The organism is Sphingopyxis macrogoltabida (genome assembly GCF_001307295.1).
Lineage (GTDB): Bacteria > Pseudomonadota > Alphaproteobacteria > Sphingomonadales > Sphingomonadaceae > Sphingopyxis > Sphingopyxis macrogoltabida_B.
In genome coordinates, this window is record NZ_CP012700.1 from 103,104 (window position 1) to 125,423 (window position 22,320).

Here is a 22,320-nt window from a genome sequence, read left to right on the forward strand (position 1 = left end):
TCAGCGCTTCTTGCCGAAATCCACCGTCACGACGTTCGATCCATCCTCGGTCGTAACCTCGGGCCGGTCGTTGTCGGCTTCGTCATGCGGTTCGGGTTCAGCCATATCGTCGTCGCTGACCTGGAACTGCAGCCCGAAATCAACCGACGGATCGACGAATGCGGTGATCGACGCATAGGGAATGACGAGGATCGACGGCGTCTGGTTGAACGACAGGCCGACGCTGAAATGATCGTCGGCGACCTTCAGGTCCCAGAAGCGATTCTGGAGGACGATCGTCATCTCGTCGGGGAATTTGGCGATCAGATGCGCCGGAATATCGACGCCGGGCGCCTGCGTCTTGAAGGTGATATAGAAATGATGCTCGCCGGGCAGGCTGTCATGACCCTCGATCTGGCTCAGCACGCGGCCGACGACGGCGCGCAGCGCATCCTGCACGATTTCGTCATAGGGAATCAGGCTATCGCGGACGTCGTCACTCATGGCGAAGGGGGATGAACGGGCGGCGCGTGCCGGTCAAGGGGGGAGAGTCACCTTGCATGGCGAAAAGTCGCTGCTATGGGGCGTCTCATGCGTACCGCCACTGTCCAGCGCACGACCAAGGAAACCGATATCGCGATTTCCGTCAATCTCGACGGAACGGGCGAATATTCGGTGTCCACCGGCATCGGTTTTCTCGACCATATGGTCGAGCAATTGTCGCGCCACTCGCTGATCGACATCTCGATGCAGGTGAAGGGCGACCTTCATATCGACCAGCACCACACGGTCGAGGATTCGGCGCTCGCGCTCGGCGAGGCGGTCGCGAAGGCGCTCGGCGACAAGCGTGGTATCGCGCGCTATGGCGAGGCGCATTCGCCGATGGACGAAACGCTGACGCGCTGCGCGCTCGACATTTCGGGGCGGCCCTATTGCGTCTGGAAGTCGGGCTTTTCGCAGCCGCGGCTCGGCGAGATGGACACCGAGATGTTCCCGCACTGGTTCGCGAGCTTCGCGCAGACCGCCGGAATCACGCTGCACATCGAAACGCTCTACGGCGAGAACAACCATCACATCGCCGAAAGCATGTACAAGGCGCTCGCGCGCGCGCTGCGCCAGGCGGTCGAAATCGACCCGCGCAAGGGCGATGCGATTCCCAGCACGAAGGGCGTGCTATGAACGGCGTCATCCCAGCGAAAGCTGGGATCGCGTGCGGTTTTTCAGGACGCCTGAGATCCCAGCTTTCGCTGGGATGACGAGAGTTTGATGGCTGAGACCATAGCCTTGATCGACTACGGCGCCGGCAATCTGCGGTCGGTTTATAATGCGCTGATTGCCGCCGGAGCAGATGGCGTCGATGTGACGTTCGATCCGGATGCGGTTCTTTTCGCCGATCGCATCGTACTGCCGGGCGTCGGCGCCTTCGGCGCTTGCGCTGCTGGATTGGCTTCGCTGGATGGTATGATCGATGCGCTTACAATGGCCGTAATCGAACGAGCGACACCCTTCCTCGGCATTTGCGTCGGCATGCAATTGCTCGCCGACGCGGGCGAGGAGCATGGACGGCACAAGGGGCTCGGCTGGATCGGCGGCACGGTGCGCGCCTTCGACCCCGCGCCCGGCCTGCGCATCCCGCACATGGGCTGGAACGATGTTGTCCCGACCTTCGGCCACCCCGTGATCGCGGCGGGCGAGGCCTATTATCTCCACGGCTACCATTTCGCCGATGCCGCCGATGTCGCGGCGACGAGCAGCCATGGCGGCACCTTCACCGCGGCGGTCGCAAGAGACAATATCGTCGGCGTCCAGTTCCATCCCGAAAAGAGCCAGGCCTATGGCCTCGCGACGCTCGAAAGGTTTCTCCAGTGGCGCCCGTAGATTTTGGCCTGACCATCTTCCCCGCGATCGACCTCAAGGGCGGGCAGGTGGTGCGGCTTGCCGAGGGCGATATGGCGCGCGCGACCGTCTATGGCGACGATCCGGCGGCGCAGGCGCGGCTGTTTGCCGACGCGGGCGCCTCGCACCTGCATGTCGTCGACCTCGATGGCGCCTTCGCCGGCGCGAGCGTCAACGGCGCGGCGGTCGAGAGCATCATCGCCGCCTTTCCGGGCAAGGTGCAGGTCGGCGGCGGTATCCGCGACCGCGCGGGCGTCGACCGCTGGCTCGCGCTCGGCGTCGAGCGGGTGATCATCGGCACTGCAGCGCTGAAGGCCCCCGAATTTGTGAAGTCCGCCGCGCGCGACCTTCCGGGCCGCATCGTCGTCGGCGTCGACGCGCGCGACGGCATGGTCGCGACCGAGGGCTGGGCCGATGTGTCGGACGTCCGCGTCGAAGATCTCGCGCGGCGTTTCGAGGATGCCGGGGTCGCCGCGCTGTTGTTCACCGACGTCGGCCGCGACGGCCTGCTCAAGGGCTGCAACGTCGAGGCGACGGTCGCACTGGCGCAGGCGGTCGCCATTCCGGTGATCGCGAGCGGCGGCGTTGCCGATATCGGCGATATCCATGCGCTGCGTCCGCATGTCGCGAACGGCATCGAGGGCGTGATCACGGGCCGCGCGCTCTACGACGGGCGGCTCGATCTCGCCGAAGCGATCGCGGCGGGGCGCGGTTGATGGTTCGCACCCTTCCTGTTCCCCGGCGAAAGCCGGGGCCCAGGGCTTCACAAAGCCTGTGTTACGGGACACCGCCATGGACCCCGGCTTTCGCCGGGGAACAGGAGGAGGGGAGCAGATGACCGTCCGCGTTCGCGTCATTCCCTGTCTCGACGTCGCCGACGGGCGCGTCGTCAAGGGCGTCAACTTCGTCGACCTGCGCGATGCCGGCGATCCGGTCGAGGCGGCGCGCGCCTATGACGCGGCGGGCGCCGACGAACTCTGCTTTCTCGATATTTCGGCGAGCCATGAAGGCCGCGGCACTTTGCTCGACATGGTCGGCCGCACCGCCGAGGTTTGCTTCATGCCGCTGACCGTCGGCGGCGGGGTGCGCAGCGCCGAGGATGCGCGGGCGCTGCTGCTCGCGGGCGCCGACAAGGTTGCGGTGAACAGCGCCGCGGTGGCGCGGCCTGAATTGGTCGCCGACATCGCCGACCGCTTCGGTAGCCAGTGCGCGGTCGGCAGCATCGACGCGCGCCGGGTCGCAGAGGGCCGCTGGGAAATCTTCACCCACGGTGGCCGCAAGCCGACCGGGATCGACGCGCTGGACCATGCCGTCCGCCTCGCCGAACTCGGCGCGGGCGAACTGCTCGTCACCAGCATGGACCGCGACGGCACCAAGGACGGCTATGACCTCGCGCTCGTCCGCGCCATCGCCGATGCGGTCAGCGTGCCGGTGATCGCTTCGGGTGGCGTCGGCAATCTCGACCATCTGGTCGCCGGTGTCGTCGAGGGCGGGGCGAGTGCGGTGCTTGCCGCGAGCATTTTCCATTTCGGCGAGGCGACGATCGCCGAGGCGCACGCGCGGCTTGCCGCGGCTGGATTGCCCGTTCGCGCACATTAATTGCGTAGCCGGGGGTAGTCAGGCGGAGAGGGGGCTGCAATAGACGTCCCATGACCTCGAAACTCCGCCTCGCCGACCGCACCAACGACCTCTTCCCGATCCTCGGCTTTCTTGCTGCGATGGCGAGTTTCGGCATGGGGCTTAATCCGTGGATGGTCGCGATCATCCTGATGGGCGCGGTCGTCGCCGCGGTCCACCATGCCGAGGTGATCGCGCACCGCGTCGGCGAGCCGTTCGGGACGCTGATCCTCGCGCTCGCGGTGACGGTGATCGAGGTCGGGCTGATCCTCACCCTCATGCAGGCCGAACCCGAAAAGGCGCAGACGCTGGCGCGCGACACGGTATTCGCGGCGGTCATGGTGATCCTCAACCTGTTGATGGGGCTGTGCCTGCTCAGCGGTGCGATCCGCCACCATGAGCAACGCTTCCAGCGTACCGGAATCGGCGCGGCGCTGGCGACGCTGACCGTGCTCACCGTCGTCACGCTGGTCCTCCCCAATTTCACGTCGAGCGTGCCGGGTCCCTTCTATTCCTCGACCCAACTCGGTTTCGTCGCGGCCGTGTCGCTGATCCTCTATGGCACCTTTGCCCTCGTGCAGACGGTCCGCCACCGCGATTATTTCCTGCCCGAAGCAAACGCCGACATTGATGGCGACGGTGAGCCAGACACCCATGCCGCGCCCCCGACCATGCAGCGCACCGCGATGTCGGGCGCATTGCTGCTCGCCAGCCTCGTTGCGGTCGTCCTGCTCGCGAAGAATTTATCGCCCGTCATGGGCGCGCTGCTCGCCGACTGGGGCGCGCCGCCGGCGGTGCTCGGCGTGCTGATCGCGGCGCTGATCCTTGCGCCGGAGGGCTTGGCAGCCGTGCGCGCGGCGAAGGCCGACAGGCTCCAGACCAGCCTCAACCTTGCGTTGGGATCGGCGCTTGCGACGATCGGGCTCACCATTCCGGCAGTCGCGATCCTGTCGATCGTCACCGACCTGCCGATCAGCCTTGGTCTCGACGCCAAGTCGACGGTGCTGCTCTTCCTGTCGCTGATCGTGTCGGTGCAGACGCTCGCGAACGGCCGGACGACCGTGCTGCAGGGGGTGATCCACCTGATGCTGTTCGCGATCTATTTGTTCACGACATTCGTGCCGTAAAACTTCCATCTCTCTTCTCGTCATGCTGAACTTGTTTCAGCATCCATGGCCGACGCTCTCGTTCGGCGTCGCGCTTGAGGCGAGGTCAGGCCATGGACCCTGAAACAAGTTCAGGGTGACGAAGCAAAATGAAGGCTCAGGTCTTCCGAACGAACACCGTCCCCGCCGAATAACCCGCGCCGAACGAGCAGATCAGCCCGGTATCGCCCGCCGCCATATCCGCGTGGTTTAGGTGGAAGGCGATGATCGATCCCGCGCTCGACGTGTTGCCATAGGTGTCGAGAACGGTCGGGCTTTCGTCTTCGCTCGCCTCGTGTCCCAGCACGCGATGCGCGATCAGCCGGTTCATGTTGGTGTTCGCCTGATGCAGCCACAGCCGGCGCATGTCGGCGCCCTCGAGGCCAAGCTTGCCCATTTCGGCGACGATCATATCGGCGACCATCGGCACGACTTCCTTGAACACCTTGCGGCCTTCCTGGACGAACAGCTTGTCCGACTTTGGTCCCGACTGGTCGATGCCGCCATGGCCGCGGTTCAAAAAGCCGAAATTGTTGCGGATGTTGTTCGAAAAGACGGTCTTGAGCTTCGTGCCGAGGATGTCCCAATGGCCTGCGGGCGCCATGTCCTTGTCCTCGACGAGGATCGCGGTCGCGACGTCGCCGAAGATGAAATGGCTGTCGCGGTCGCGCCAGTTGAGGTGCCCCGAACAGATTTCGGGGTTCACGACCAGCACGCTCCGCGCATGGCCGGCGCGGATATAGTCGGCGGCGGTCTGGATGCCGAAGGTTGCCGACGAGCAGGCGACGTTCATGTCGAAACCGAAACCGTCAATGCCGAGCGCGTCCTGAATCTCGACCGCCATTGCGGGATAGGGGCGCTGCATGTTCGATGCAGCGCAGAGGACCGCGTCGACATCGCCTGCGTCGCGTCCGGCGCGGGCGAGCGCGTCTCTGGCGGCGGCAACCCCGATCTCAGCGAGCAGCGAAATTTCGTCGTTGGGGCGTTCGGCGATGCGCGGCGCCATATGCTCCGGGTCGAGGATGCCCGCCTTGTCGACGACGAAACGCGAGCCGATCCCGCTTGCCTTCTCGATGAATTCGACGCTCGATTCAGCCAGTTCGGCCATTTCGCCCGCTGCGATAGCGTCGGCATTTTCCCTATTGTGCAGCGCAACATACTGGTTAAAACTCGCGACAAGTTCTTCGTTGGAGATGCGTTCGGCGGGGGTGAAAAGGCCGGTTGCGGAGATGACCGGCTGCGGTGCGTGCGACATGGCAGTCCTGCATGTTCTGTTTTTCGGGACATGTTGATTAGGCCGGGTCGCAAAGACGCGCAACGCCCCTCGACCGGCTGAACGCTCCCCGACATCATGGTTAACCCGCCACTAACCATTTTGGTGGCAGACTGGCAGATGCAGGCCTCCGGGGGGATGGCTCCCCGGGCGCCGTGCGGGAGCATGACCATGGCGACGCGTTCGGGACCGGCAGCGGGCGATCTGTCGATATCGGAAATCAAGGAATTTGCGGGTTTCCCCGCCGCGACGCAGCGGTATATCCGCCGCTCGCTCGACATCGGGCTCGAACGCGACGATGCGATCGCGCGCTGGTCGCGCGATATGGTCGAGGAAACCGCGATCCGCGTCCAGGCGCGCGTCTACCAGCGTCTCGGCGATGTCCGCGCGCATATACCCGACGACAGCGGGCTCGACGCGCTCGAACATTTTATGGCGCCGCTGATCGCGGTTTCGGCGTTCGATCTGGGGCAGGACCGGCTGCATGCCTTCGCGCCCTATCGCTTCCTCTACGAGCGGTTGCTCGGCGCGCATGCGCGGCCGTGGTTGCCGGGCGCCTTTTGCGCCGCGGCATCGCTGCCGCACCTGCACCCCGACAAACGTAAACTCCTGCTCCAATCGATCAGCGAAGCCGCCGCGACCGCGCCGGGCTGGTCGGCGCGCGAGCCGAGCTTCTACCCCGAATGGGTCGACAAGATCGACGAGACCAAGCCCGCCAATTGAGCGAGACTCAGGGTGGGCTCTATAGCCCGCCGACACGTCCCGGCGCGCGGGCGCGGATGAAGTTCTCGAGCGCGACGAACAGCATCTCGCGCGCGTCGCTGCCCAGCATTTCGGCGGTCAACCAGTCGAAATGGACGCGGTCGCCGCGCGACGATGCGCCGACCATCGCGGCGAGCAGCGCCTCGTCGAAGCTGACGCGCGGGCAGCAGGGCGGCGCGACGGCAAAGGGTTCGGGCCAGACATGGCCGATCGCCTCGACGACGAGGCGATAGCGCCGTGCCGCAAGGATGTTGCCCCAGCGCCGTTCGAGTTCGGGCATCGGGTCGCGTTCGCTGCGGCGGCAGAGGATGCAATAGCGTAGCGCGAGCACGGCTTGTGCCGCTTCGACCGAGAGGTCGCGCACCAGCGGCTGCTGCGTCAATTGGCGGATCAGCGTGCTGTTTTGCATGAGGTGTCTATCTCCCGACCCACGCAGTTCCTCATCTCCATTCCACGTTGTTCGGGAAAAAAATGCCGGCCGCTTTGGTGCAGCTAGAAGGTGCAGCGGCCGGCAGGAGGGGACTGCCTGATTGTGCTATTGAGAATTATTCGCAAATACAAGCGAAAAATGTGATGTTGGGAAATCGACTCCGAAAACCCCAGTTTTTCGATATGCTGATTGTCCCCGCCCACTCGCGGATCGCCGCCGGCCGGATCGACATAATGCGACGCCAAGGATTCCCGGAGCGGATCATCTTTGGATGAAGCGTCATCCCGGACTTGATCCGGGATCCATTATCCCGGCGTCGGCGCGAATGGACCCCGGATCAAGTCCGGGGTGACGATGAGCGGGATTGGCGCCGTCGGTTCATCAAAGGACGGTCATGCTCCAAGGCGCCCCGATCAGCCCCTGGACTGCCCGATGGGGATGCTCAGCGTGCTCGGACGCGCGGCGTCGTGGAACAGCCGCACCGTCACGGTGCGGGCGTCGGCCATCGTTTCGTCGGCGACCGGCTTGCCGCTATTATAATTCTTCTGCCAGCCGAGGCCTTCGTTCGGGCGGAAAACGAGACGCAGGCGATGGCCCTTGCGGATCAGCCGCGAGACGAAGAAGAAACGGTCGAAATCATAGCGTAGCGGTTCCCTGGTATCGATCAGCTTTTCGCCGCGCAGGCTCTCCCGATGGCGCGCGCGCATATGCTGCTCGGTCAGGAACATGCTCGATCCGTCGGCGCCGATGTCATAGATCGACACCAGGAAATCGGTATCGGGCTGGTCGATGGCGATCCAGGCGGAGAATTTGAAGAAGCCGCTGACCTCGGTATCCTGTTCGAACGGCTCGCTGTGGTAAATGAGCTTGGCGGCCGAATCGGCGAGGACCATGGTCTGATCGAGCAGGTGCGAGCCGGTCAGCGTCGCCTCCAGCTTCGGCACGCTGAGATCGCGCGGATCGTAGACATAATGATCGGGTTCCGCGCGGCCGCCCGGCGTGGCCGCCAGCGTTCCCGAACGATAGACGCTGTCCGGGTTGCCCGATGACTGCAGATGCAGGGTCTCGTAACGCGAGGTGACGTCTTCGAGCGTATCGGCATAACGCCATTCGTCGGCCACCATGAGGTAATGCGTGACCTTCTTCTTCAGGAATTCGGGCTTCTTGCCGCCTTCCATCGCAAAGGCGAACCACTCGCGGTGCAGTTTCGGCATGTCGATGACGCTCTCCGGGCCGACCTTGATGCCGAAAAATTCCGCCTTCGGTTTGCGGACCTCGAGATGCCCCCAGGGGCCGATGACCAGATAATGGTTCGCTTTGGTCCCGGCATTTTTCAGGTGCTGGCGATGGAACTCGAGCGTGCCGAGCTGGTCGCCGTCATAGGCGCCGCACAGCGACAGGACCGGAATGGTCAGCTTGGCAAATTGGTCCGGGGTCGGATTCGCCTGATCCCAATATTCGTCCTGGTGCGGATGTTCCATCCATTCGTCGAACGGTTTGGAATCGAGTCCGAAATATTCGGTGAGCTTGCGGAACGGCTGCCCCGATTCGAGGAAGCGCAGAAACGCCTGCGACCAATATTCGCCGTCATTATAGGCTGTAACGCGGCCGGTATTCCCCCATACGCGCGTCAGCCAGGTCGCCGCGAAGTTGAAGAAAATATTGTAACGGATCGGGAAATCGAAGCCGACATAGCAAGGCGCCGAGGGCACGATCGTCGCCAGCCCGGACGGGTCGCCGCGCACCGTTCCCCATTGGGTATAACCGACATAGGACAGGCCGCACATGCCGACCTTGCCATTGCAAAACGGCTGCCGGGCGATCCAGTCGACGATGTCGCGTCCATCGTCGGGATCGGTAACGAAGGGAGAAAATTCGCCGCCCGACTCGCCGCGTCCCCGCATGTCGACCGAAAGATAGGGATAGCCGTTGCTGGAAAAGGAAATGCCCTCGGGATGATAGCCATCGGCGGTATAGGGCGTGAGCGAGAAGATGACCGGGCGCGGCGTCGTGACGCCCCGGGGAAGGTACAGCGTCGCGCTCAGCTGAACGCCGTCGCGCATCGGGATTCGGACCGCATAGTTGATCTGCGGTTCGAACAGCGGCTTTCGGGTTCCCTCCGAACCGTCGCCTGTGCCTGCCAGCCCGGCTTGGACATCTGTCGCCGATCCCATCGCCAATACCGATGCCGCGGTCAGAAGATATTCCCGACGATTCAAGCCATCCTCCTCTTGTCGTACAGGGGGCGCGGTGTTTGCGGCCGGCTCGCTGCCGGTTGCCTGGGACCTCTTGTTCGCCCGCCGGTTTCGACGATAGCCGGGACGGCTTGGGGCAGGGCACGATAATTTCTGTGGCTTTGGGCCAGTTTTGCTGCGTTCGGGCCGTTTTTGTCGGCGCGGTATCGCGTCGGGCAGCGGCCGGGTGCCGGGGAAAAGTCGCGCGTCCGGGCCGATATCGTCAATCGGCGCCGGACGCGTGGATAGAAACGGCTATTTAGTCGTCGCCGACCGACTTCGACTGTAACTGGATGTAATTTTCCAGCCCCATGCGCTCGATCATCTCGAACTGCTTTTCGAGTTCATCGACATGATGTTCCTCGCTTTCGAGGATGTCGGCGAACAGGTCGCGGCTGACATAGTCGCGCACGCTTTCCGAATGCGCGATCGCGTCCTTGAGCAGCGGGATCGCTTCTTCTTCGAGCGCGAGATCGGCCTTGAGAATTTCCTCGACCGTCTCACCGACGCGCAGGCGGCCGAGCATCTGGAAATTGGGCAGGCCGCCGAGAAAGAGGATGCGGTCGGCCAGCTTGTCGGCGTGCTTCATCTCGTCGATCGATTCCTCGCGCTCGAAATGCGCCAGCTTCGCAACGCCCCAATTGTCGAGCATGCGATAGTGCAGCCAATATTGGTTGATCGCGGTGAGCTCGTTCTTCAGCGCCTCGTTGAGGAAATCGATGACCTTTTCGTCGCCCTTCATGGTGTCTGTCCTGTCATTTTATCTTGGAGTGGGTGGGCGCCATTATATGCCCCGGTCCCGGTCGGGCCAAGGTCAAAAATGGCGGAAATCCAAGGAAAATCAGGCGGTCGCGGCGACGTCACTGATGATATTGCGAGCGAAAGGCAGACACTGTCCGCACTTGGGTTTGCGACCCAATTGCGCATAGGCGGCCTTGGCGCACCGCAATTGGCCATCGCGCGCAACATCGCGCAGCTGGCTTTCCCTTATTGCGTTGCAGACACAGACGACCATGTGCGAATCCCTCTCAACAAGACCTATCTAGGGATAGTGCGACGGATTCGCAACAATAAAGATGCGACTGGTTCGCAATCCGAAAAGCCGCATTTTCGGGGGCAAGGCCCCTTGCCCGGAAAATGATTCGCGGGCATAGGCGCGGCCATATTCCCGCCCCCGACGATAAAGGTGCGCTTCCATGAAAGTTCAGGTCTATGTGACGCTCAAGCCCGGGGTGCTCGACCCGCAGGGCAAGGCGATCCATCACGCATTGGAAGGCCTCGGCTTCGGCGGCGTCAGCGACGTGCGCGCCGGCCGTTTCATCGAACTCGAGGTCGCCGACGATGTCAGCGACGCTGATCTCGACGCGATGTGCGCGAAGCTGCTCGCGAACACCGTCATCGAAAACTACCGGATCGAACGCGCCTGACCGGCCGCGAAGGAGCCTGACCCATGAAGACCGCCGTCATCGTCTTTCCCGGCTCCAATTGCGACCGCGACATGGCCGTCGCACTCGAAACCGTCACCGGCCGCGCCCCGGCGATGGTCTGGCACCGCGAGACCGAACTGCCCGACGGCATCGAGTTCATCGCGCTGCCCGGCGGCTTTTCCTATGGCGACTATCTTCGTTCGGGCGCGATGGCGGCGCGGTCGCCGATCCTGCGCAGCGTCGCCGATGCGGCGGGGCGCGGCGTGCCGGTGCTCGGCGTGTGCAACGGTTTCCAGGTGCTGACCGAGGCGCAGTTGCTGCCCGGCGCGCTGATGCGCAACGCGGGGCTGAACTTCGTCTGCCGCAGCGTGCCGCTGACCGTCGAAAACAGCCAGTCGCTGTTCACCGCGGGCTATAAGGCGGGCGAAGCGATCGACATTCCGGTCGCGCATCACGACGGCAATTATTTCGCCGACGCCGAAACGCTCGACCGGATCGAGGGCGAAGGGCGCGTCGCCTTCCGCTACGCCGATAATGTCAACGGCTCGGCGCGCGCCATCGCGGGCGTGCTGAACGACGCGGGCAATGTGCTTGGCATGATGCCGCACCCCGAACGCGCGATCGACCGCGCGCACGGCGGCACCGACGGGCTACGCCTGTTCGAGGCCGCGCTCGGCGTCCTCGCCTGACATTTCTGCGGGCGCGGTTTCGGCCGTCGCATTCTTGCCGCGCGGCGACGATGGCAGCCACGGCAGGACGACCGCCAACACGACCGGCCAGAACAAAGTGTTCCATATGTCGTGCCAATGCTCTTCATCGTTGCACCAGATTTTCTGGAGCATCTCGACGCGGTGATCGAGCCACTCGTTCGCCAGCGCGGCGGCGGCCACGAGAAGCAGCGCCGCAACCGTGCCGCCGCGGCCGCGCCACAGCAGCTTGACGAGGATGAAAATTCCCAGCGCGGCATAAATATGCAGCGCGTCGCGGGTCAGTCCGGTCGCCGCGACCAGCGAGATTTTTGCGTCAGAGAACCAGATAGGAAAAGGCTCCGCCAAGATCAGACCTTCGCCCGGAACGGCGTAAAGTCCGTTCCCTCGTCGAAGACATCGACGCCTTCGCGCCGCTTGAGCGCGCCGACGACGATATAGGTGAACGGCGTCAGCGCCGCCTCCCACAATGTCTTGATCAGCCATTGCGACAGGACGACCTGCATGAGCTGTTCGGGGGGCCATCCGGCAAGGCCGTAAAAGGCGAGCGGGTAGAAAATCAGGCTGTCCAGCCCCTGACCGACGACCGTCGATCCGATCGTCCGCGCCCACAGCATCCGCCCGCCGGTCCACAGCTTCATGCGCGCAAGGACATAGGAGTTCGCGAATTCGCCGACGCAAAAGGCGGTCATCGACGCGATCACGATCCGCCAGCTGTTGCCGAAGACGAACTCGTAGCTTGCCTGCCCCGGCCAGCCATCGGCGGGGGGCAAAGCGACGACCACCCATGCCATGAACGCCATGAAGGCGAGCGCCGCGAAGCCGGTCCAGATCACCCGGCGGGCACGGGCATAGCCATAGACTTCGGTGAGGACGTCGCCGATGATATAGCTGATCGGGAAGAACAGCACCCCGGCCCCGAACGCCCATTGGGTGCCGTCGGGCAGGGGGATATAGCTCGGCTTCGACGCGCCGATGATGTTCGACAAGAGCAATATGGCGACGAAGGCCGCCATGATCAGGTCGTAATAGCGGAAATGCCGCACGCTGGCGGCACTCACGGCGACGGGCTGCGCCGGCGGGTTGTCGGAGTCGGTCATCGGGCTGCTGCTTAACCTGCTTTGCAGCCCACGCAAACCGCGCTATTCGCGCGGCGGACAGCCTCGTGCACGCGCCCGTAGCTCAGCTGGATAGAGCACCCGCCTTCTAAGCGGGTGGTCGCAGGTTCGAATCCTGCCGGGCGCGCCATCTTTCCGATCGATGAAGCCGGGCATTGCCGGCCCGGTTACCTTACCAGACGCGCACGCGGTCGGCGGGGGCCAGATAGAGCTTGTCGCCGGGCTTGACGTCGAACGCCTTGTACCAGGCGTCGAGATTGCGAACGACCCAGGTGCGCTGCGTCGCCGGCGAGTGGGCGTCGGTCAGCAGATGCTGGCGCAGATGCTCCTCGCGCTGCTTCACGCGCCAGAATTGCGCCCAGCCGAGGAAGAAGCGCTGGTCGCCCGTATAGCCGCCCAACACCGGCGCCGGCTTGCCGTTCAGCGAGCGCTGATAGGCGTCATAGGCGATGGTCAGCCCGGCGAGGTCGCCGATATTCTCGCCCAGCGTGAACTCGCCCTTCACATGTTCGCCGGGCAGCGGTTCATAGGCGTCATATTGCGCGATCAGCGCCTTGCCCGCCGCATCGAACGCCGCGAGGTCCTTCGGTGTCCACCAGTTGGCGAGGATGCCCTTCTCGTTATATTTGGCGCCCTGATCGTCGAAATGGTGGCTGATCTCATGGCCGGCGATCGCGCCGATCGCGCCATAGTTCACCGCCGGATCGGCCTTCGGATCGAAGGCGGGCGCCTGCAGGAACGCGGCCGGGAAGGTGATTTCCAGCCGGTTATAGGTCGCGTTGGCGTTCACCGTCTGCGGCGACATATACCAGTCCGACCGCTCGGTCGGCCGTTCGGTGCGGCCGACCGACCAGGCGAACTCGAACCGGTTGGCGCGAATGACGTTGCCGAACAGGTCGCCGTCCCGGACCTCCAGCCCCGCATAGTCGCGGAACTTGTCGGGATAGCCGACGCGGATGACAAAGCCCTTCAGCTTCTCCTTGGCTTTCGCCTTGGTCACCGGCTCCATCCAGTCGAGCTTGTCGATGCGGTCGCCCATCACGACCAGCAGGTTTTTGGCTAGATCGGTCATCGCCGCCTTGTACTCGGGCGGGAAATAGCGCTGCACATAGATCTGGGCGACCTCGTCGCGCAGTTGGGCGTTGACCAAGGTGGTCCCGCGCTTCCAGCGCTCCTCGCGCTCGGGCGTGCCCTTCAGGGCCTTGTCGTAGAAGGCGAAGCGTTCGGCCTCCACCGCGTCGGGCAGCGCCGGCGCCAAGCTGTCGAGGCTGCGCACGATCATCTGGTCGCGCAGCGCTTCGAGCGAGGCCTTGTCGACGATCTGGGTCATCGCCGTCATCCAGCTCGGTTCGCGCACCAATACTTCCGTGACGTTGGGCGCCGCGGCCTTGAGCACGGCTTGCAGGTTCAGCGCCGGGCTGGCGAACTGCGCGGTCTCGGCGAGCGTGAACTTGTGATAGGTCTTGCCCATGTCGCTGGCGTCTTCGCGGGTCCACTGGGCCTTGGCGATCTCGGTCTCCAGGGCCATCACCGCCGCGGCGCGCGCCTCGACGTTGGTCTCGCCGGCCAGTGCCAGCACGCGCCCGAGATGCGCGACATAGTCGGCGCGGATCTTGGCAAAGGCGGGCTTGTCGGACAGGTACATGTCGCGGTCGGGCAGGCCGGTGCCGCCCTGATCGATCTGCAGGATCATCCGTTCGGGCTGCTTGTCGTCGGTCCATACCCACGGCAGGATCGGGCCATAGATACCCATCTGCATCGCCTCGGCGGTCAGCGCCGAATAGCCTTTGCGGTCGGTCAGGCCCCTGATCTTCGCGAGCCACGGCTGGATCGGCGCCATCCCCAGCGACTCGACCTTCGCCGCATCCATGAAGGTCGCATAGGCGCGGCCGAGCTTGCTCGACGGATCGTCCTGCTTTTCCTGGATGATGCCGCGCAGCCGCTCGGTGGTGAGGTCGCGCAGGATGATATAGGATCCGTACATTGCCTTGTCGGCGGGCATCGGGGTGTTCTTCACCCAGCCACCGCTGGCGTAGCCATAGAAATCGTCGCCGGGCTTGACCGATTTGTCCATGCCGGTCTCGTCGAACCCGAAGGTGCCGATCTCGGGCTTGGCGTCCTGCGCCGCCGCCGTGGCGGGCGCGGCTTCCTGCGCATATGTGGCGGTAGTGGCCGAAAACATGGTTCCGGCAAGAAGGATCGGGGCAAGCAGCAGGCGCATCGGTACCTCGTCAGAATTGGGTTCGGGCACCTGCATCACCCCGATGACACGCCTTGGCAAGACGCAGGAATTTGCAGTCTCAGCATCAGAATTTCTCGACACGCCCGCTGGGCCGATTTGCCTTGACCCTGACGTAACGTCATAGTGCAGAAGGGCAGGATGAAACTATCCGCACCGGCCTATCTGGCGTCCTATTTCCTGTCGATTCTCGGCAATTCGATCGCCGCGGTGGCGCTGCCGCTGATCGTGCTCGACAAGACGGGGAGCGTGCTCGGAACCGGCTCGGTCGCGGCGGCGACGGCGCTGCCGGCAATCTTCGCCGGCCTGTTCATGGGCGTCGTCATCGACCGCTTCAACCGGCGCGACTGCTCGGTGGTGACCGACCTCATTTCGGCCTTCTCGGTCGCCGCGCTGCCGATCGTCGACCATATTTCGGGGCTGACGCTGTCGTGGTTCATCCTGCTCGGCATCGTCGGCTCGCTCGGCGACCTGCCGGGGCTGGCGGCGCGGACGGCGCTGTTGCCGGCCGTCCTGCGGCACAGCGGCGCATCGGCCGAGCGCATGGCGGGCTTCGCGCAGGTTCTGGTGTCGCTCGCGCTGCTCGCCGGGCCGGCGCTCGCCGGAACGCTGATGGCGCTGCTGCCCGGGACGACCGTCCTCTGGATTACCGCCGCAACATCGCTGCTGGCGGCGCTCGCGACCCTGTTCATTCCCCGCGAGGTCGGCGGGGTGCCGGTCGAGGCGACGGAGCAGCCGGACGACGCCGGCTGGCAGGGCCTGCGCGAGGGATGGCTGGTGCTGCTCCGCAGCCCGTTCCTGAAAGCGATGATGGCGATCGGCACCCTGTCGGTCATGGCGCTCGGGGCGCTGCAGGGGCTGATCCTGCCGGTCTATTTCTCCGCCATTGACCAGCCGTCGTCGCTGGGGCTGGTGCTGTCCGCCATCGGCCTCGGCACGCTCGCGGGCGGCGCGATCTACGGCACGCTGGGCGGCCGGGGCCCGCGGCGGCGCTGGCTGGTGACAGGGCTGACGGGGGCGACGATCGGCTTTGCCGTCATCGCCACGCTGGCCTCGGTGCCCGTGATCCTCGCCGGCGCCGTCGTGCTCGGGCTGTCGAGCGCGCTCTACAGCGGGCTGTTCGGCGTCCTGTCGATCGAACGGGTGCCCGAACATGTGCGCGGGCGCATCGCGGCAATCCAGAATGCGCTGATCACCGCCGCCGTCCCGCTCGGGATCATGGGCGCCGCGGTGCTGATCGAGCTGAGCGGGTTGCCGGTCGCCGTCATCGCGACGGCCGGCATATGGGCCGCCGCCGCCGCGACAGGCCTGTTCGTCCCCGCGCTTCGCGACCTCGGACGTGCTGCCACCGAAGCGGAGCGGAGCCCGGCGGCCGGCGTTGCCGACGAGCCCGCCGTTGCCACGGGGATGACGGCCGATGCGTAGCAAGGATATGGCGGACCTTGCCGGCGTGACGCCGCGCACACTGCGCCATTATCGCCAGATCGGGCTGCTGCGCGAACCGCCCCGCGACCGCAACGGCTATCGCCGATATGGCGTCGCCGACCTCGTTCGGCTGCTGCGGATCAAGGGCCTCGCCGCGGCCGGCATCGCGCTGTCGGACATCCCATCCTTCCTCAAAGGCCGCGGCGCGGGCGCCGGCGATGTGCTCGACACGCTCGACCGGCAACTGGCCGACCAGATCGCCCGGCTCGAGGAACAGCGGCGGCTGGTGGCGCGGCTGAAGAGTGACGCCGACCTGCCGGGTGCCGGGCTGAGCCAGCCGTTCAACGCGCTGACCGAGGGGCGTTCGGAAGCGGCGATCGAGGCGTGGCGCGAACAGCTCACGCTCTTCGCGCAATTGTTGAGCCAGGAAGACCTCGCCCGGCTCTATGCGATTTACGAACGCATGGCCGAATCACCGGCCTTTGCCCAACTCGGCAAAAGGTTCGACGCGCTCGGCCCGCAAAGCGGCGACGACGAGATCGCGGCGCTGGCGAAGGAATATGCGCATCATTTTGAGGCCGTCATTCCGGAATTCAGGGACGTGTTTCGCGTGCACCGCAAGGCGACGCTGTTCGAACTGATCAACGCACACGCGCTCACCAGCGTCAACGACAGCCAGCGCAAGATGCTGGCGGCGGTCGCCTCCCGCATCGCCTGAATCCGCACCTTCCTCCACCGAATGCAAAGGGGTTACGATCATGCGTTCTCTGTCCGTTGCGATACTGCTTTGCGGGGCCATGCTGACGGGCGGCGTCCATGCGCAGGAAGATCAATCGCGGGCCTCGGCGCCCGCGCCGGCGGAGATCGGCAGCTTCGGGTTCGACGAGGCGGGGATGGACCGGACGGTGAAGCCGGGCGACGACTTCTTCGCCTATGCCAACGGCACGTGGATCGCCAACACGCAAATCCCCGACGACAAGCCCGCTTATGGTTCCTACTATCGGCAGGAAGACCAGACCAACGAGCAGCTCCGCGCGATATTGGAAGCGGCCAAGGCCGACCCCGCTAGCAAGCTCGGCCGCGCCTATGCCGCCTATCTCGACACCGACCGGGTCGAGGCGCTGGGCCTCGCGCCGATCCGCCCGTGGCTCGACCGGATCAAGGGCCTCTCCGACCGCAAAGGCTATTCGGCGCTGCTCGCCGAGGCGGACGAGATGCGCGTCGGCGGACCCGTCGCCTATTGGGTCTGGCAGGACGACCGCGAACCCGGTCAGGCGCGGCTGATGATCGATCAGGCCGGGCTCGGGCTGGGCGACCGCGATAGCTATCTTTCGGACGAACCGGCCTATGCGACGATGCGGACGGCCTATGTCGCGCATCTGGCGAGATTGCTGGCGCTGGCTGGCGAAAGCGATGCCGATGCCCGCGCGCAGGCGGTCATGGCGCTTGAAACGGAGATCGCCAAGGTCCACTGGCCGCGCGGCGATGCCGCGGACATGGTCAAAACCTATCACAAATATCCGGTCGCCGGGCTCGCCGAATTCTCGACGCCGACCCTCGACCTGGCGGCGATCCTGCAGCGGCACGGCCCGCACCTGACGCATGTCCAGGTCCGCGAGCCGAGCGCGATTAAGGGGATCGCGGCGATCGTCGACAAGGCGCCGCTCGATGTGCTCAAGGACCAGTTGATCCTGCGCAGCCTCGGCGGTCTGGCGGAGGTATTGCCCGCCGCAATCGACGATGAGGTCTTTGCCTTCTACGGCACGACGCTGGCGGGGACGCCCCGGCAGGCGCCACGCTGGCGGCGCGCGGTCGCCTTCGTCTCGGATGCGTTGCGCGACGATCTCGGCGCCGCCTATGTCGCGCGCCATTTTCCGCCCGGCTACAAGGCGGAAATGACCAGCATGGTCGACAATCTGAAAGGCGTGATGCACGACCGCATCGACAAGCTTGCGTGGATGCAGCCGCAGACGAAGCGGCGCGCGCAGGAAAAGCTGAAGAATCTGACGGTGCGGGTCGGTTACCCCGATCAATGGCGCGATTACACCACACTCGACATCGGGGCCGGCGACGCCTTCGGCAACCGGGTGCGGGCGAACCGGTTCGACTTTCGCTACATGATGCAGCGGGCCAGCGAACCGACGCGGTGGTGGGAATGGAGCTATCTCAGCGCGCAGAAGGTCGACGCCAACGCCAATTACAATCTGCTGCAGCTGACCTTCCCGGCCGCTTTCCTGCAGCCGCCGACGTTCGATCCCGGCGCCGACGCGGCGATCAACTATGGCGCGGTCGGGGCGGTGGCGGCGCATGAGATCACGCATAACTTCGACAACAGCGGCGCGAAGTATAACGAGAAGGGGGTGCAGGCCGAATGGTGGACGCCCGAAGACGTCGAGGCGTTCGAGGCGGCAGGCGACGCGCTCGTCGCGCAATATGACGCCTATGAGGTGCTGCCCGGCCTGCATGCGAACGGGCGGATCTCACTGGGCGAGAATATCAGCGATCTGGCCGGCCTCACCTTTGCCTACGAGGCGTACAAGCGTTCACTGGGCGGCAGGCCGGCGCCGGTCATCAATGGCCTGACCGGCGACCAGCGCTTCTTCCTCGGCTGGGCGCAATTCTTCCGCATCAAGGCGCGCGACGAATATCTGCGGCAGACGATGCTGACCTGGCAGCATTCGCCCGACAGGCTGCGCGTGTTGACTGTGCGCAACATCGACGCCTGGTACGAGGCGTTCGACGTCAAGCCCGGCGACAAACTGTACCTGCCGCCCGAAAAGCGGGTGAGAATCTGGTAAGCAACTGAAAACGCACGCCGGGCCGCGGCAGTCCGCGTATATAACAATTCTCGTATAAAAAGCCTTGGCATTATTATTATTCATATAGGCGCTGCCGTTTCAATTTTGCCCCGATAACGCCGCGCCGAATCCAACATCCAGCGGCGATCCTGAAAATGGGGGCTGCAAGATGAGGAAAGTTTCACGGACCGGGCGGGTGTTGTTGCTGGCGGGGACGATGTCGGCGCTGGCGATGACCGAAGCGGCGTTCGCGCAGGACGCCGCGGCACCGCAAGGCGGCCTCGACGAAATCGTCGTCACCGCACGCAAGCGCGAGGAGAATCTCCAGTCGGCGCCGCTGTCGGTGTCGGCAATCGGTGGCGAAGCGCTCGCCAAGGCGGGGATCGACGAATTTTCGGAGATCGCGGGCCGCGTTCCGGGTTTCACCTTCAACCCCGACAACGTCTCCGAACCCAATATCTTCCTGCGCGGGATTGGAACCGACATCGAAAGCGCCGCGTCCAACCCGGCGATCGGCTTTTTCCTCAACGACGTCTATCTGTCGCGCGCGCAGGGCACCGCGATTGAACTGTTCGATCTCGAACGGGTCGAGATCGTGCGCGGGCCGCAGGGCACGCTCTATGGCAAGAATGTCGTCGGCGGGGCGATCAACTTCATCACCCGCAAGCCGACCGACGAATTCCGCGCCGGCGCCGAGGCGGGGATGGGCAATTACGGCAGCTTCGAGGTCAAGGCGAATGTCGCGGGCGGGCTGGCCGAAGGTCTGTCGGGCAGTATCGCCGCGAGCGCGCGGCACCATGACGGCTATGCCCGCAACACCTTCACCGGCAACGATGTCGAGGATCTCGACGCCTATGGCGTGATGGCGCAGCTTCGCTATCAGCAGGGCGACCGGCTCGACATCCTGCTGACCGGCGATCTGACGCGGCGGCGCGGCGGCGGCAAATGGGTCGATATCCAGATCCCGTCGGAGCATAATATCCCCTTCGTGAACCCCGAGCGGCGCCGCGGCCCGAACAATATCGACGGCAAGCAGGACGCCGACCTCGGCGGCGTCCACCTCAGCGTCAATTACGACACCGGCTCGGGCACGCTGACCTCGGTGACGGCGTATCGCGAGGGCAAGTTCGCGTCGGTGAACAACGATGCGGGCAGCTTCATCGACTTCACCAAGATAATCTATGGTCCCGACGGGCGGATCGATTTCGGCGCGATCGACCATTCGCTGTTCAACGACGATTATTACATCAACGACAAGGACGAGACCGCGAAGAGCTTTTCGCAGGACCTGCGCTTCCGTTCGGATTTCGACGGCCCGTTCAACCTGCTCGCCGGTCTCTATTATCAGCATGAAAGCGTCGATCGCACCGAGATCGCCGACTATATCTTCGTCGAATTCTACGCGCAGGGCAAAGAGATCGCCGAGACGCGGCTGAAGAGCGACACCTGGGCGGCGTTCGTCGAGGGTACGTTCGACATCACCGACACGCTCGGGGTGACCGCAGGCATCCGCTACACCAAGGACAAGAAGCGCTTCGCCGTCTATCGCGAGACGATCGGCGACTTCCTCGGCGCCGAGTTCGAAGACGAGAATGGCGATTTCACCCGTGCCTTTTCGGCTTCGAGCAAGCAGAGTTGGGATGCGTGGACGCCGAGTGTCAACCTGCACTGGCAGCCGGCGGAGGACGTCTATCTCTACGGCCTCGTGTCGAAGGGTTATAAATCGGGCGGCTGGAACGGCGAGAATGCGACCAACCCCGGCGAGGCGCGCCTTGCCTATAATCCCGAATATGCCTGGAATTACGAGGTCGGGGCCAAGACGACGTGGCTCGACAACCGGCTGCGCTTCAACCTCACCGGCTTCTGGACCGAATATAAGGATCTCCAGACGCAGCAGTTCGTCATCTTCGATCCCAATCTGCCCGCCGACAATGTGATCTCGAACGCCGGCAAGGCACGCGTGAAGGGGATCGAGCTTGAAACCGCGGTCGCCCCGGTCGATGGCGTGACGCTGTTCGCCAATTACACCTATATGGACGCCAAGATCACCGGCGACCTGATCAGCACCGAGCTGCAATACGACCCCGATTGCTTTTGTTCGGTGCCGGTGCCGACGAACCTCAAGGGCAATGTCCTGCGCCGCTCGCCCAAAAATTCGTTCAGCATCGGCGGCGACGTGACGGTGCCGGTGAGCAGCCGGATCAACGCCTTCGTCCGCGCCGACTATAACTGGACCGACGATTTCTTCTTCGACAACGAAAACAGCGCCCGGACGCGCCAGCGGTCGGTCGGCGTGCTCAACGGGTCGATCGGCATCGCGACCGACGACGACAAATGGGAATTGCGCCTGTGGGCCAAGAACCTGACCAACGAGCTGTATGAATCGGGCAAGAGCGACGTGATCGGTTCGGTGCTCGTCTCCTACAATCCGCCGCGCACCTATGGCGCGACGCTGCGCTGGAAATATTGACTTCGTTGGGGGCGTGATCGGCGATGCGTATCGGGCTGATCGGTTTCGGGTTTATCGGGGCCGACCTGTACCGGCGCATCGCCGCCGAGGGCAGCGCGATCGAACTGGCCTTCGTCCATAACCGGACGGCGGCGCGGCTCGCAGAGGTTCCGCATGGTCTGATCCTCGACGAGCTGGCGGAGGCGCGGCGTCTGGCGCCCGACCTGATCGTCGAGGCGGCCGATCCCGGCGTCACCCGCCACTACGGCGCGGATTTTCTCGCTTTCGCCGACTATATGCCGCTCTCGCTCACCGCGCTCGCCGATGACGGGCTGCGCGGGCGGCTCGACGCTGCTGCGGCAGGCTCGGGCCGGTCGCTGCTCGTCGCGCACGGCGCGCTCGTCGGGATGGACAGCCTCGTCGAGTGGCGGGAAGCGTGGGAGGAGGTGGCGATCACCTTCCGCAAGCCGCCCGCCAGCTTCGGCCTGCGGGGCGCGCCGGGTGAGACCCTGCTCTTCGACGGCAGCGTGCGCGACATCGCGGCGCGCTATCCGCACAATGTCAACGCGATGGTCGCCTGCGCGCTGGCGACGGTCGGGCTCGACCGCTGCCGGGCGCGGCTCATCGCCGACCCGGCGCTCGACCATCTGATGCTCGAGGTCGAGGCGCGAGGCCGTGACGGCGCGCGGCTGTCGATCCGCCGCAGCCAGCCCGCCACCGGCGTGTCGGGCAGCGAAATGGCGGCGTCGGCGTGGCGCTCGATCTGCCGCGCCGCGCCGCTGCCGGGCGGCGCGGTCTTTGTCTGATCGCGCTCGCCGTCC

General features: G+C 64.7%; 22 protein-coding genes and 1 tRNA gene. 14 read left to right on the forward strand and 9 right to left on the reverse strand.

Going from position 1 to position 22,320, the window contains the following annotated elements; all coding sequences use genetic code 11:
• Nucleotides 1–483 (reverse strand): SspB family protein, encoded by a 483-nt coding sequence (locus AN936_RS00510; protein WP_054586432.1) that lies wholly within the window; start codon nt 481–483, stop codon nt 1–3.
• A gap of 87 nt (nt 484–570) precedes the next feature.
• On the opposite strand from AN936_RS00510, the gene hisB reads away from it, so the two are divergent.
• The 5 genes from hisB (at nt 571) to AN936_RS00535 (ending at nt 4,619) form a co-directional block, all read left to right on the forward strand.
• Nucleotides 571–1,158 carry an imidazoleglycerol-phosphate dehydratase HisB gene (gene hisB / locus AN936_RS00515; protein ID WP_054590002.1) on the forward strand — a complete coding sequence of 196 codons (588 nt, stop codon included), beginning with the start codon at nt 571–573 and terminating at the stop codon, nt 1,156–1,158.
• An 87-nt stretch (nt 1,159–1,245) separates the two neighbouring features.
• Nucleotides 1,246–1,857: an imidazole glycerol phosphate synthase subunit HisH gene (gene hisH / locus AN936_RS00520; protein WP_054586433.1), complete on the forward strand. Its 612-nt coding sequence runs from the start codon at nt 1,246–1,248 to the stop codon at nt 1,855–1,857.
• Nucleotides 1,845–2,591: a 1-(5-phosphoribosyl)-5-[(5-phosphoribosylamino)methylideneamino]imidazole-4-carboxamide isomerase gene (gene hisA / locus AN936_RS00525; protein ID WP_420496825.1), complete on the forward strand. Its 747-nt coding sequence runs from the start codon at nt 1,845–1,847 to the stop codon at nt 2,589–2,591. The genes hisH and hisA overlap by 13 nt, the downstream gene beginning before the upstream one ends.
• A gap of 118 nt (nt 2,592–2,709) precedes the next feature.
• Nucleotides 2,710–3,474, forward strand: coding sequence for an imidazole glycerol phosphate synthase subunit HisF (gene hisF / locus AN936_RS00530; RefSeq protein WP_054586434.1), 765 nt, complete (start codon nt 2,710–2,712; stop codon nt 3,472–3,474).
• Nucleotides 3,475–3,524: 50 nt separating this feature from the next.
• Complete coding sequence (locus AN936_RS00535; protein WP_054586435.1) at nt 3,525–4,619, forward strand: calcium:proton antiporter; 1,095 nt, start codon at nt 3,525–3,527, stop codon at nt 4,617–4,619.
• 136 nt (nt 4,620–4,755) lie between these two features.
• Here the strand turns inward: AN936_RS00535 and AN936_RS00540 are convergent, their stop codons facing one another.
• Nucleotides 4,756–5,892 carry a beta-ketoacyl-ACP synthase III gene (locus tag AN936_RS00540; protein ID WP_054586436.1) on the reverse strand — a complete coding sequence of 379 codons (1,137 nt, stop codon included), beginning with the start codon at nt 5,890–5,892 and terminating at the stop codon, nt 4,756–4,758.
• A gap of 189 nt (nt 5,893–6,081) precedes the next feature.
• On the opposite strand from AN936_RS00540, the gene AN936_RS00545 reads away from it, so the two are divergent.
• Nucleotides 6,082–6,633: a hypothetical protein gene (locus AN936_RS00545; RefSeq protein ID WP_054590004.1), complete on the forward strand. Its 552-nt coding sequence runs from the start codon at nt 6,082–6,084 to the stop codon at nt 6,631–6,633.
• A 19-nt stretch (nt 6,634–6,652) separates the two neighbouring features.
• On the opposite strand, the gene AN936_RS00550 is transcribed toward AN936_RS00545, so the two are convergent.
• From AN936_RS00550 to AN936_RS23905, 4 genes are all read right to left on the reverse strand, one after another.
• Complete coding sequence (locus AN936_RS00550; protein ID WP_054586437.1) at nt 6,653–7,081, reverse strand: hypothetical protein; 429 nt, start codon at nt 7,079–7,081, stop codon at nt 6,653–6,655.
• 434 nt (nt 7,082–7,515) lie between these two features.
• Nucleotides 7,516–9,321: a CocE/NonD family hydrolase gene (locus tag AN936_RS00555; protein ID WP_054586438.1), complete on the reverse strand. Its 1,806-nt coding sequence runs from the start codon at nt 9,319–9,321 to the stop codon at nt 7,516–7,518.
• Nucleotides 9,322–9,595: 274 nt separating this feature from the next.
• Entirely contained in the window at nt 9,596–10,078 is a 483-nt protein-coding gene (gene bfr / locus AN936_RS00560; RefSeq protein WP_054586439.1) for a bacterioferritin, read from the reverse strand.
• Between the two features lie 99 nt (nt 10,079–10,177).
• A complete protein-coding gene (locus tag AN936_RS23905) occupies nt 10,178–10,351 on the reverse strand; it encodes a (2Fe-2S)-binding protein (RefSeq protein WP_037513974.1) in 174 nt (57 codons plus the stop codon).
• A 181-nt stretch (nt 10,352–10,532) separates the two neighbouring features.
• Here AN936_RS23905 and purS point away from each other — a divergent pair, with 181 nt between their 5' ends.
• Both purS and purQ read left to right on the forward strand, forming a co-directional pair.
• Nucleotides 10,533–10,763, forward strand: coding sequence for a phosphoribosylformylglycinamidine synthase subunit PurS (gene purS, locus AN936_RS00565; protein WP_054586440.1), 231 nt, complete (start codon nt 10,533–10,535; stop codon nt 10,761–10,763).
• A gap of 23 nt (nt 10,764–10,786) precedes the next feature.
• Entirely contained in the window at nt 10,787–11,452 is a 666-nt protein-coding gene (purQ, locus tag AN936_RS00570) for a phosphoribosylformylglycinamidine synthase subunit PurQ (RefSeq protein ID WP_054586441.1), read from the forward strand.
• Here purQ and AN936_RS00575 read toward each other — a convergent pair.
• Complete coding sequence (locus tag AN936_RS00575) at nt 11,414–11,818, reverse strand: hypothetical protein (protein ID WP_201782952.1); 405 nt, start codon at nt 11,816–11,818, stop codon at nt 11,414–11,416. The two genes, purQ and AN936_RS00575, sit on opposite strands and share 39 nt — an antisense overlap.
• A gap of 2 nt (nt 11,819–11,820) precedes the next feature.
• Nucleotides 11,821–12,570 (reverse strand): queuosine precursor transporter, encoded by a 750-nt coding sequence (locus tag AN936_RS00580; protein WP_054586442.1) that lies wholly within the window; start codon nt 12,568–12,570, stop codon nt 11,821–11,823.
• Nucleotides 12,571–12,641: 71 nt separating this feature from the next.
• Between AN936_RS00580 and AN936_RS00585 the strand changes: the two genes are divergently transcribed.
• A tRNA-Arg gene (locus AN936_RS00585) sits at nt 12,642–12,718 on the forward strand.
• A 42-nt stretch (nt 12,719–12,760) separates the two neighbouring features.
• On the opposite strand, the gene AN936_RS00590 is transcribed toward AN936_RS00585, so the two are convergent.
• Nucleotides 12,761–14,839 carry a M13 family metallopeptidase gene (locus AN936_RS00590; RefSeq protein ID WP_335337293.1) on the reverse strand — a complete coding sequence of 693 codons (2,079 nt, stop codon included), beginning with the start codon at nt 14,837–14,839 and terminating at the stop codon, nt 12,761–12,763.
• Nucleotides 14,840–14,968: 129 nt separating this feature from the next.
• On the opposite strand from AN936_RS00590, the gene AN936_RS00595 reads away from it, so the two are divergent.
• The 5 genes from AN936_RS00595 (at nt 14,969) to AN936_RS00615 (ending at nt 22,305) form a co-directional block, all read left to right on the forward strand.
• Nucleotides 14,969–16,252, forward strand: a complete 1,284-nt coding sequence (locus tag AN936_RS00595) for an MFS transporter (RefSeq protein WP_084758085.1) — start codon at nt 14,969–14,971, stop codon at nt 16,250–16,252.
• Nucleotides 16,245–16,970 (forward strand): MerR family transcriptional regulator, encoded by a 726-nt coding sequence (locus tag AN936_RS00600; protein WP_054586443.1) that lies wholly within the window; start codon nt 16,245–16,247, stop codon nt 16,968–16,970. The genes AN936_RS00595 and AN936_RS00600 overlap by 8 nt, the downstream gene beginning before the upstream one ends.
• 40 nt (nt 16,971–17,010) lie before the next feature.
• Nucleotides 17,011–19,050 (forward strand): M13 family metallopeptidase, encoded by a 2,040-nt coding sequence (locus AN936_RS00605; protein WP_054586444.1) that lies wholly within the window; start codon nt 17,011–17,013, stop codon nt 19,048–19,050.
• 169 nt (nt 19,051–19,219) lie between these two features.
• Entirely contained in the window at nt 19,220–21,520 is a 2,301-nt protein-coding gene (locus tag AN936_RS00610) for a TonB-dependent receptor (protein ID WP_084758086.1), read from the forward strand.
• Between the two features lie 23 nt (nt 21,521–21,543).
• On the forward strand, nt 21,544–22,305 hold the full coding sequence (locus tag AN936_RS00615; protein WP_054586446.1) for an aspartate dehydrogenase domain-containing protein: 762 nt from the start codon (nt 21,544–21,546) through the stop codon (nt 22,303–22,305).
• Nucleotides 22,306–22,320: the final 15 nt, after the last annotated feature.

Excerpts from the sequence above, each read along its gene's own strand:
- AN936_RS00605 (WP_054586444.1), top strand. The coding sequence starts at position 17,011 with ATGCGTTCTCTGTCCGTTGCGATACTGCTTTGCGGGGCCATGCTGACG.
- AN936_RS00510 (WP_054586432.1), bottom strand. The coding sequence starts at position 483 with ATGAGTGACGACGTCCGCGATAGCCTGATTCCCTATGACGAAATCGTG.
- purQ (WP_054586441.1), top strand. The coding sequence starts at position 10,787 with ATGAAGACCGCCGTCATCGTCTTTCCCGGCTCCAATTGCGACCGCGAC.
- AN936_RS00540 (WP_054586436.1), bottom strand. The coding sequence starts at position 5,892 with ATGTCGCACGCACCGCAGCCGGTCATCTCCGCAACCGGCCTTTTCACC.
- AN936_RS00600 (WP_054586443.1), top strand. The coding sequence starts at position 16,245 with ATGCGTAGCAAGGATATGGCGGACCTTGCCGGCGTGACGCCGCGCACA.
- AN936_RS00595 (WP_084758085.1), top strand. The coding sequence starts at position 14,969 with ATGAAACTATCCGCACCGGCCTATCTGGCGTCCTATTTCCTGTCGATT.
- AN936_RS00615 (WP_054586446.1), top strand. The coding sequence starts at position 21,544 with ATGCGTATCGGGCTGATCGGTTTCGGGTTTATCGGGGCCGACCTGTAC.
- AN936_RS00550 (WP_054586437.1), bottom strand. The coding sequence starts at position 7,081 with ATGCAAAACAGCACGCTGATCCGCCAATTGACGCAGCAGCCGCTGGTG.
- hisB (WP_054590002.1), top strand. The coding sequence starts at position 571 with ATGCGTACCGCCACTGTCCAGCGCACGACCAAGGAAACCGATATCGCG.
- hisF (WP_054586434.1), top strand. The coding sequence starts at position 2,710 with ATGACCGTCCGCGTTCGCGTCATTCCCTGTCTCGACGTCGCCGACGGG.
- AN936_RS23905 (WP_037513974.1), bottom strand. The coding sequence starts at position 10,351 with ATGGTCGTCTGTGTCTGCAACGCAATAAGGGAAAGCCAGCTGCGCGAT.
- AN936_RS00545 (WP_054590004.1), top strand. The coding sequence starts at position 6,082 with ATGGCGACGCGTTCGGGACCGGCAGCGGGCGATCTGTCGATATCGGAA.
- AN936_RS00580 (WP_054586442.1), bottom strand. The coding sequence starts at position 12,570 with ATGACCGACTCCGACAACCCGCCGGCGCAGCCCGTCGCCGTGAGTGCC.
- purS (WP_054586440.1), top strand. The coding sequence starts at position 10,533 with ATGAAAGTTCAGGTCTATGTGACGCTCAAGCCCGGGGTGCTCGACCCG.
- AN936_RS00610 (WP_084758086.1), top strand. The coding sequence starts at position 19,220 with ATGAGGAAAGTTTCACGGACCGGGCGGGTGTTGTTGCTGGCGGGGACG.
- bfr (WP_054586439.1), bottom strand. The coding sequence starts at position 10,078 with ATGAAGGGCGACGAAAAGGTCATCGATTTCCTCAACGAGGCGCTGAAG.
- hisH (WP_054586433.1), top strand. The coding sequence starts at position 1,246 with ATGGCTGAGACCATAGCCTTGATCGACTACGGCGCCGGCAATCTGCGG.
- AN936_RS00535 (WP_054586435.1), top strand. The coding sequence starts at position 3,525 with ATGACCTCGAAACTCCGCCTCGCCGACCGCACCAACGACCTCTTCCCG.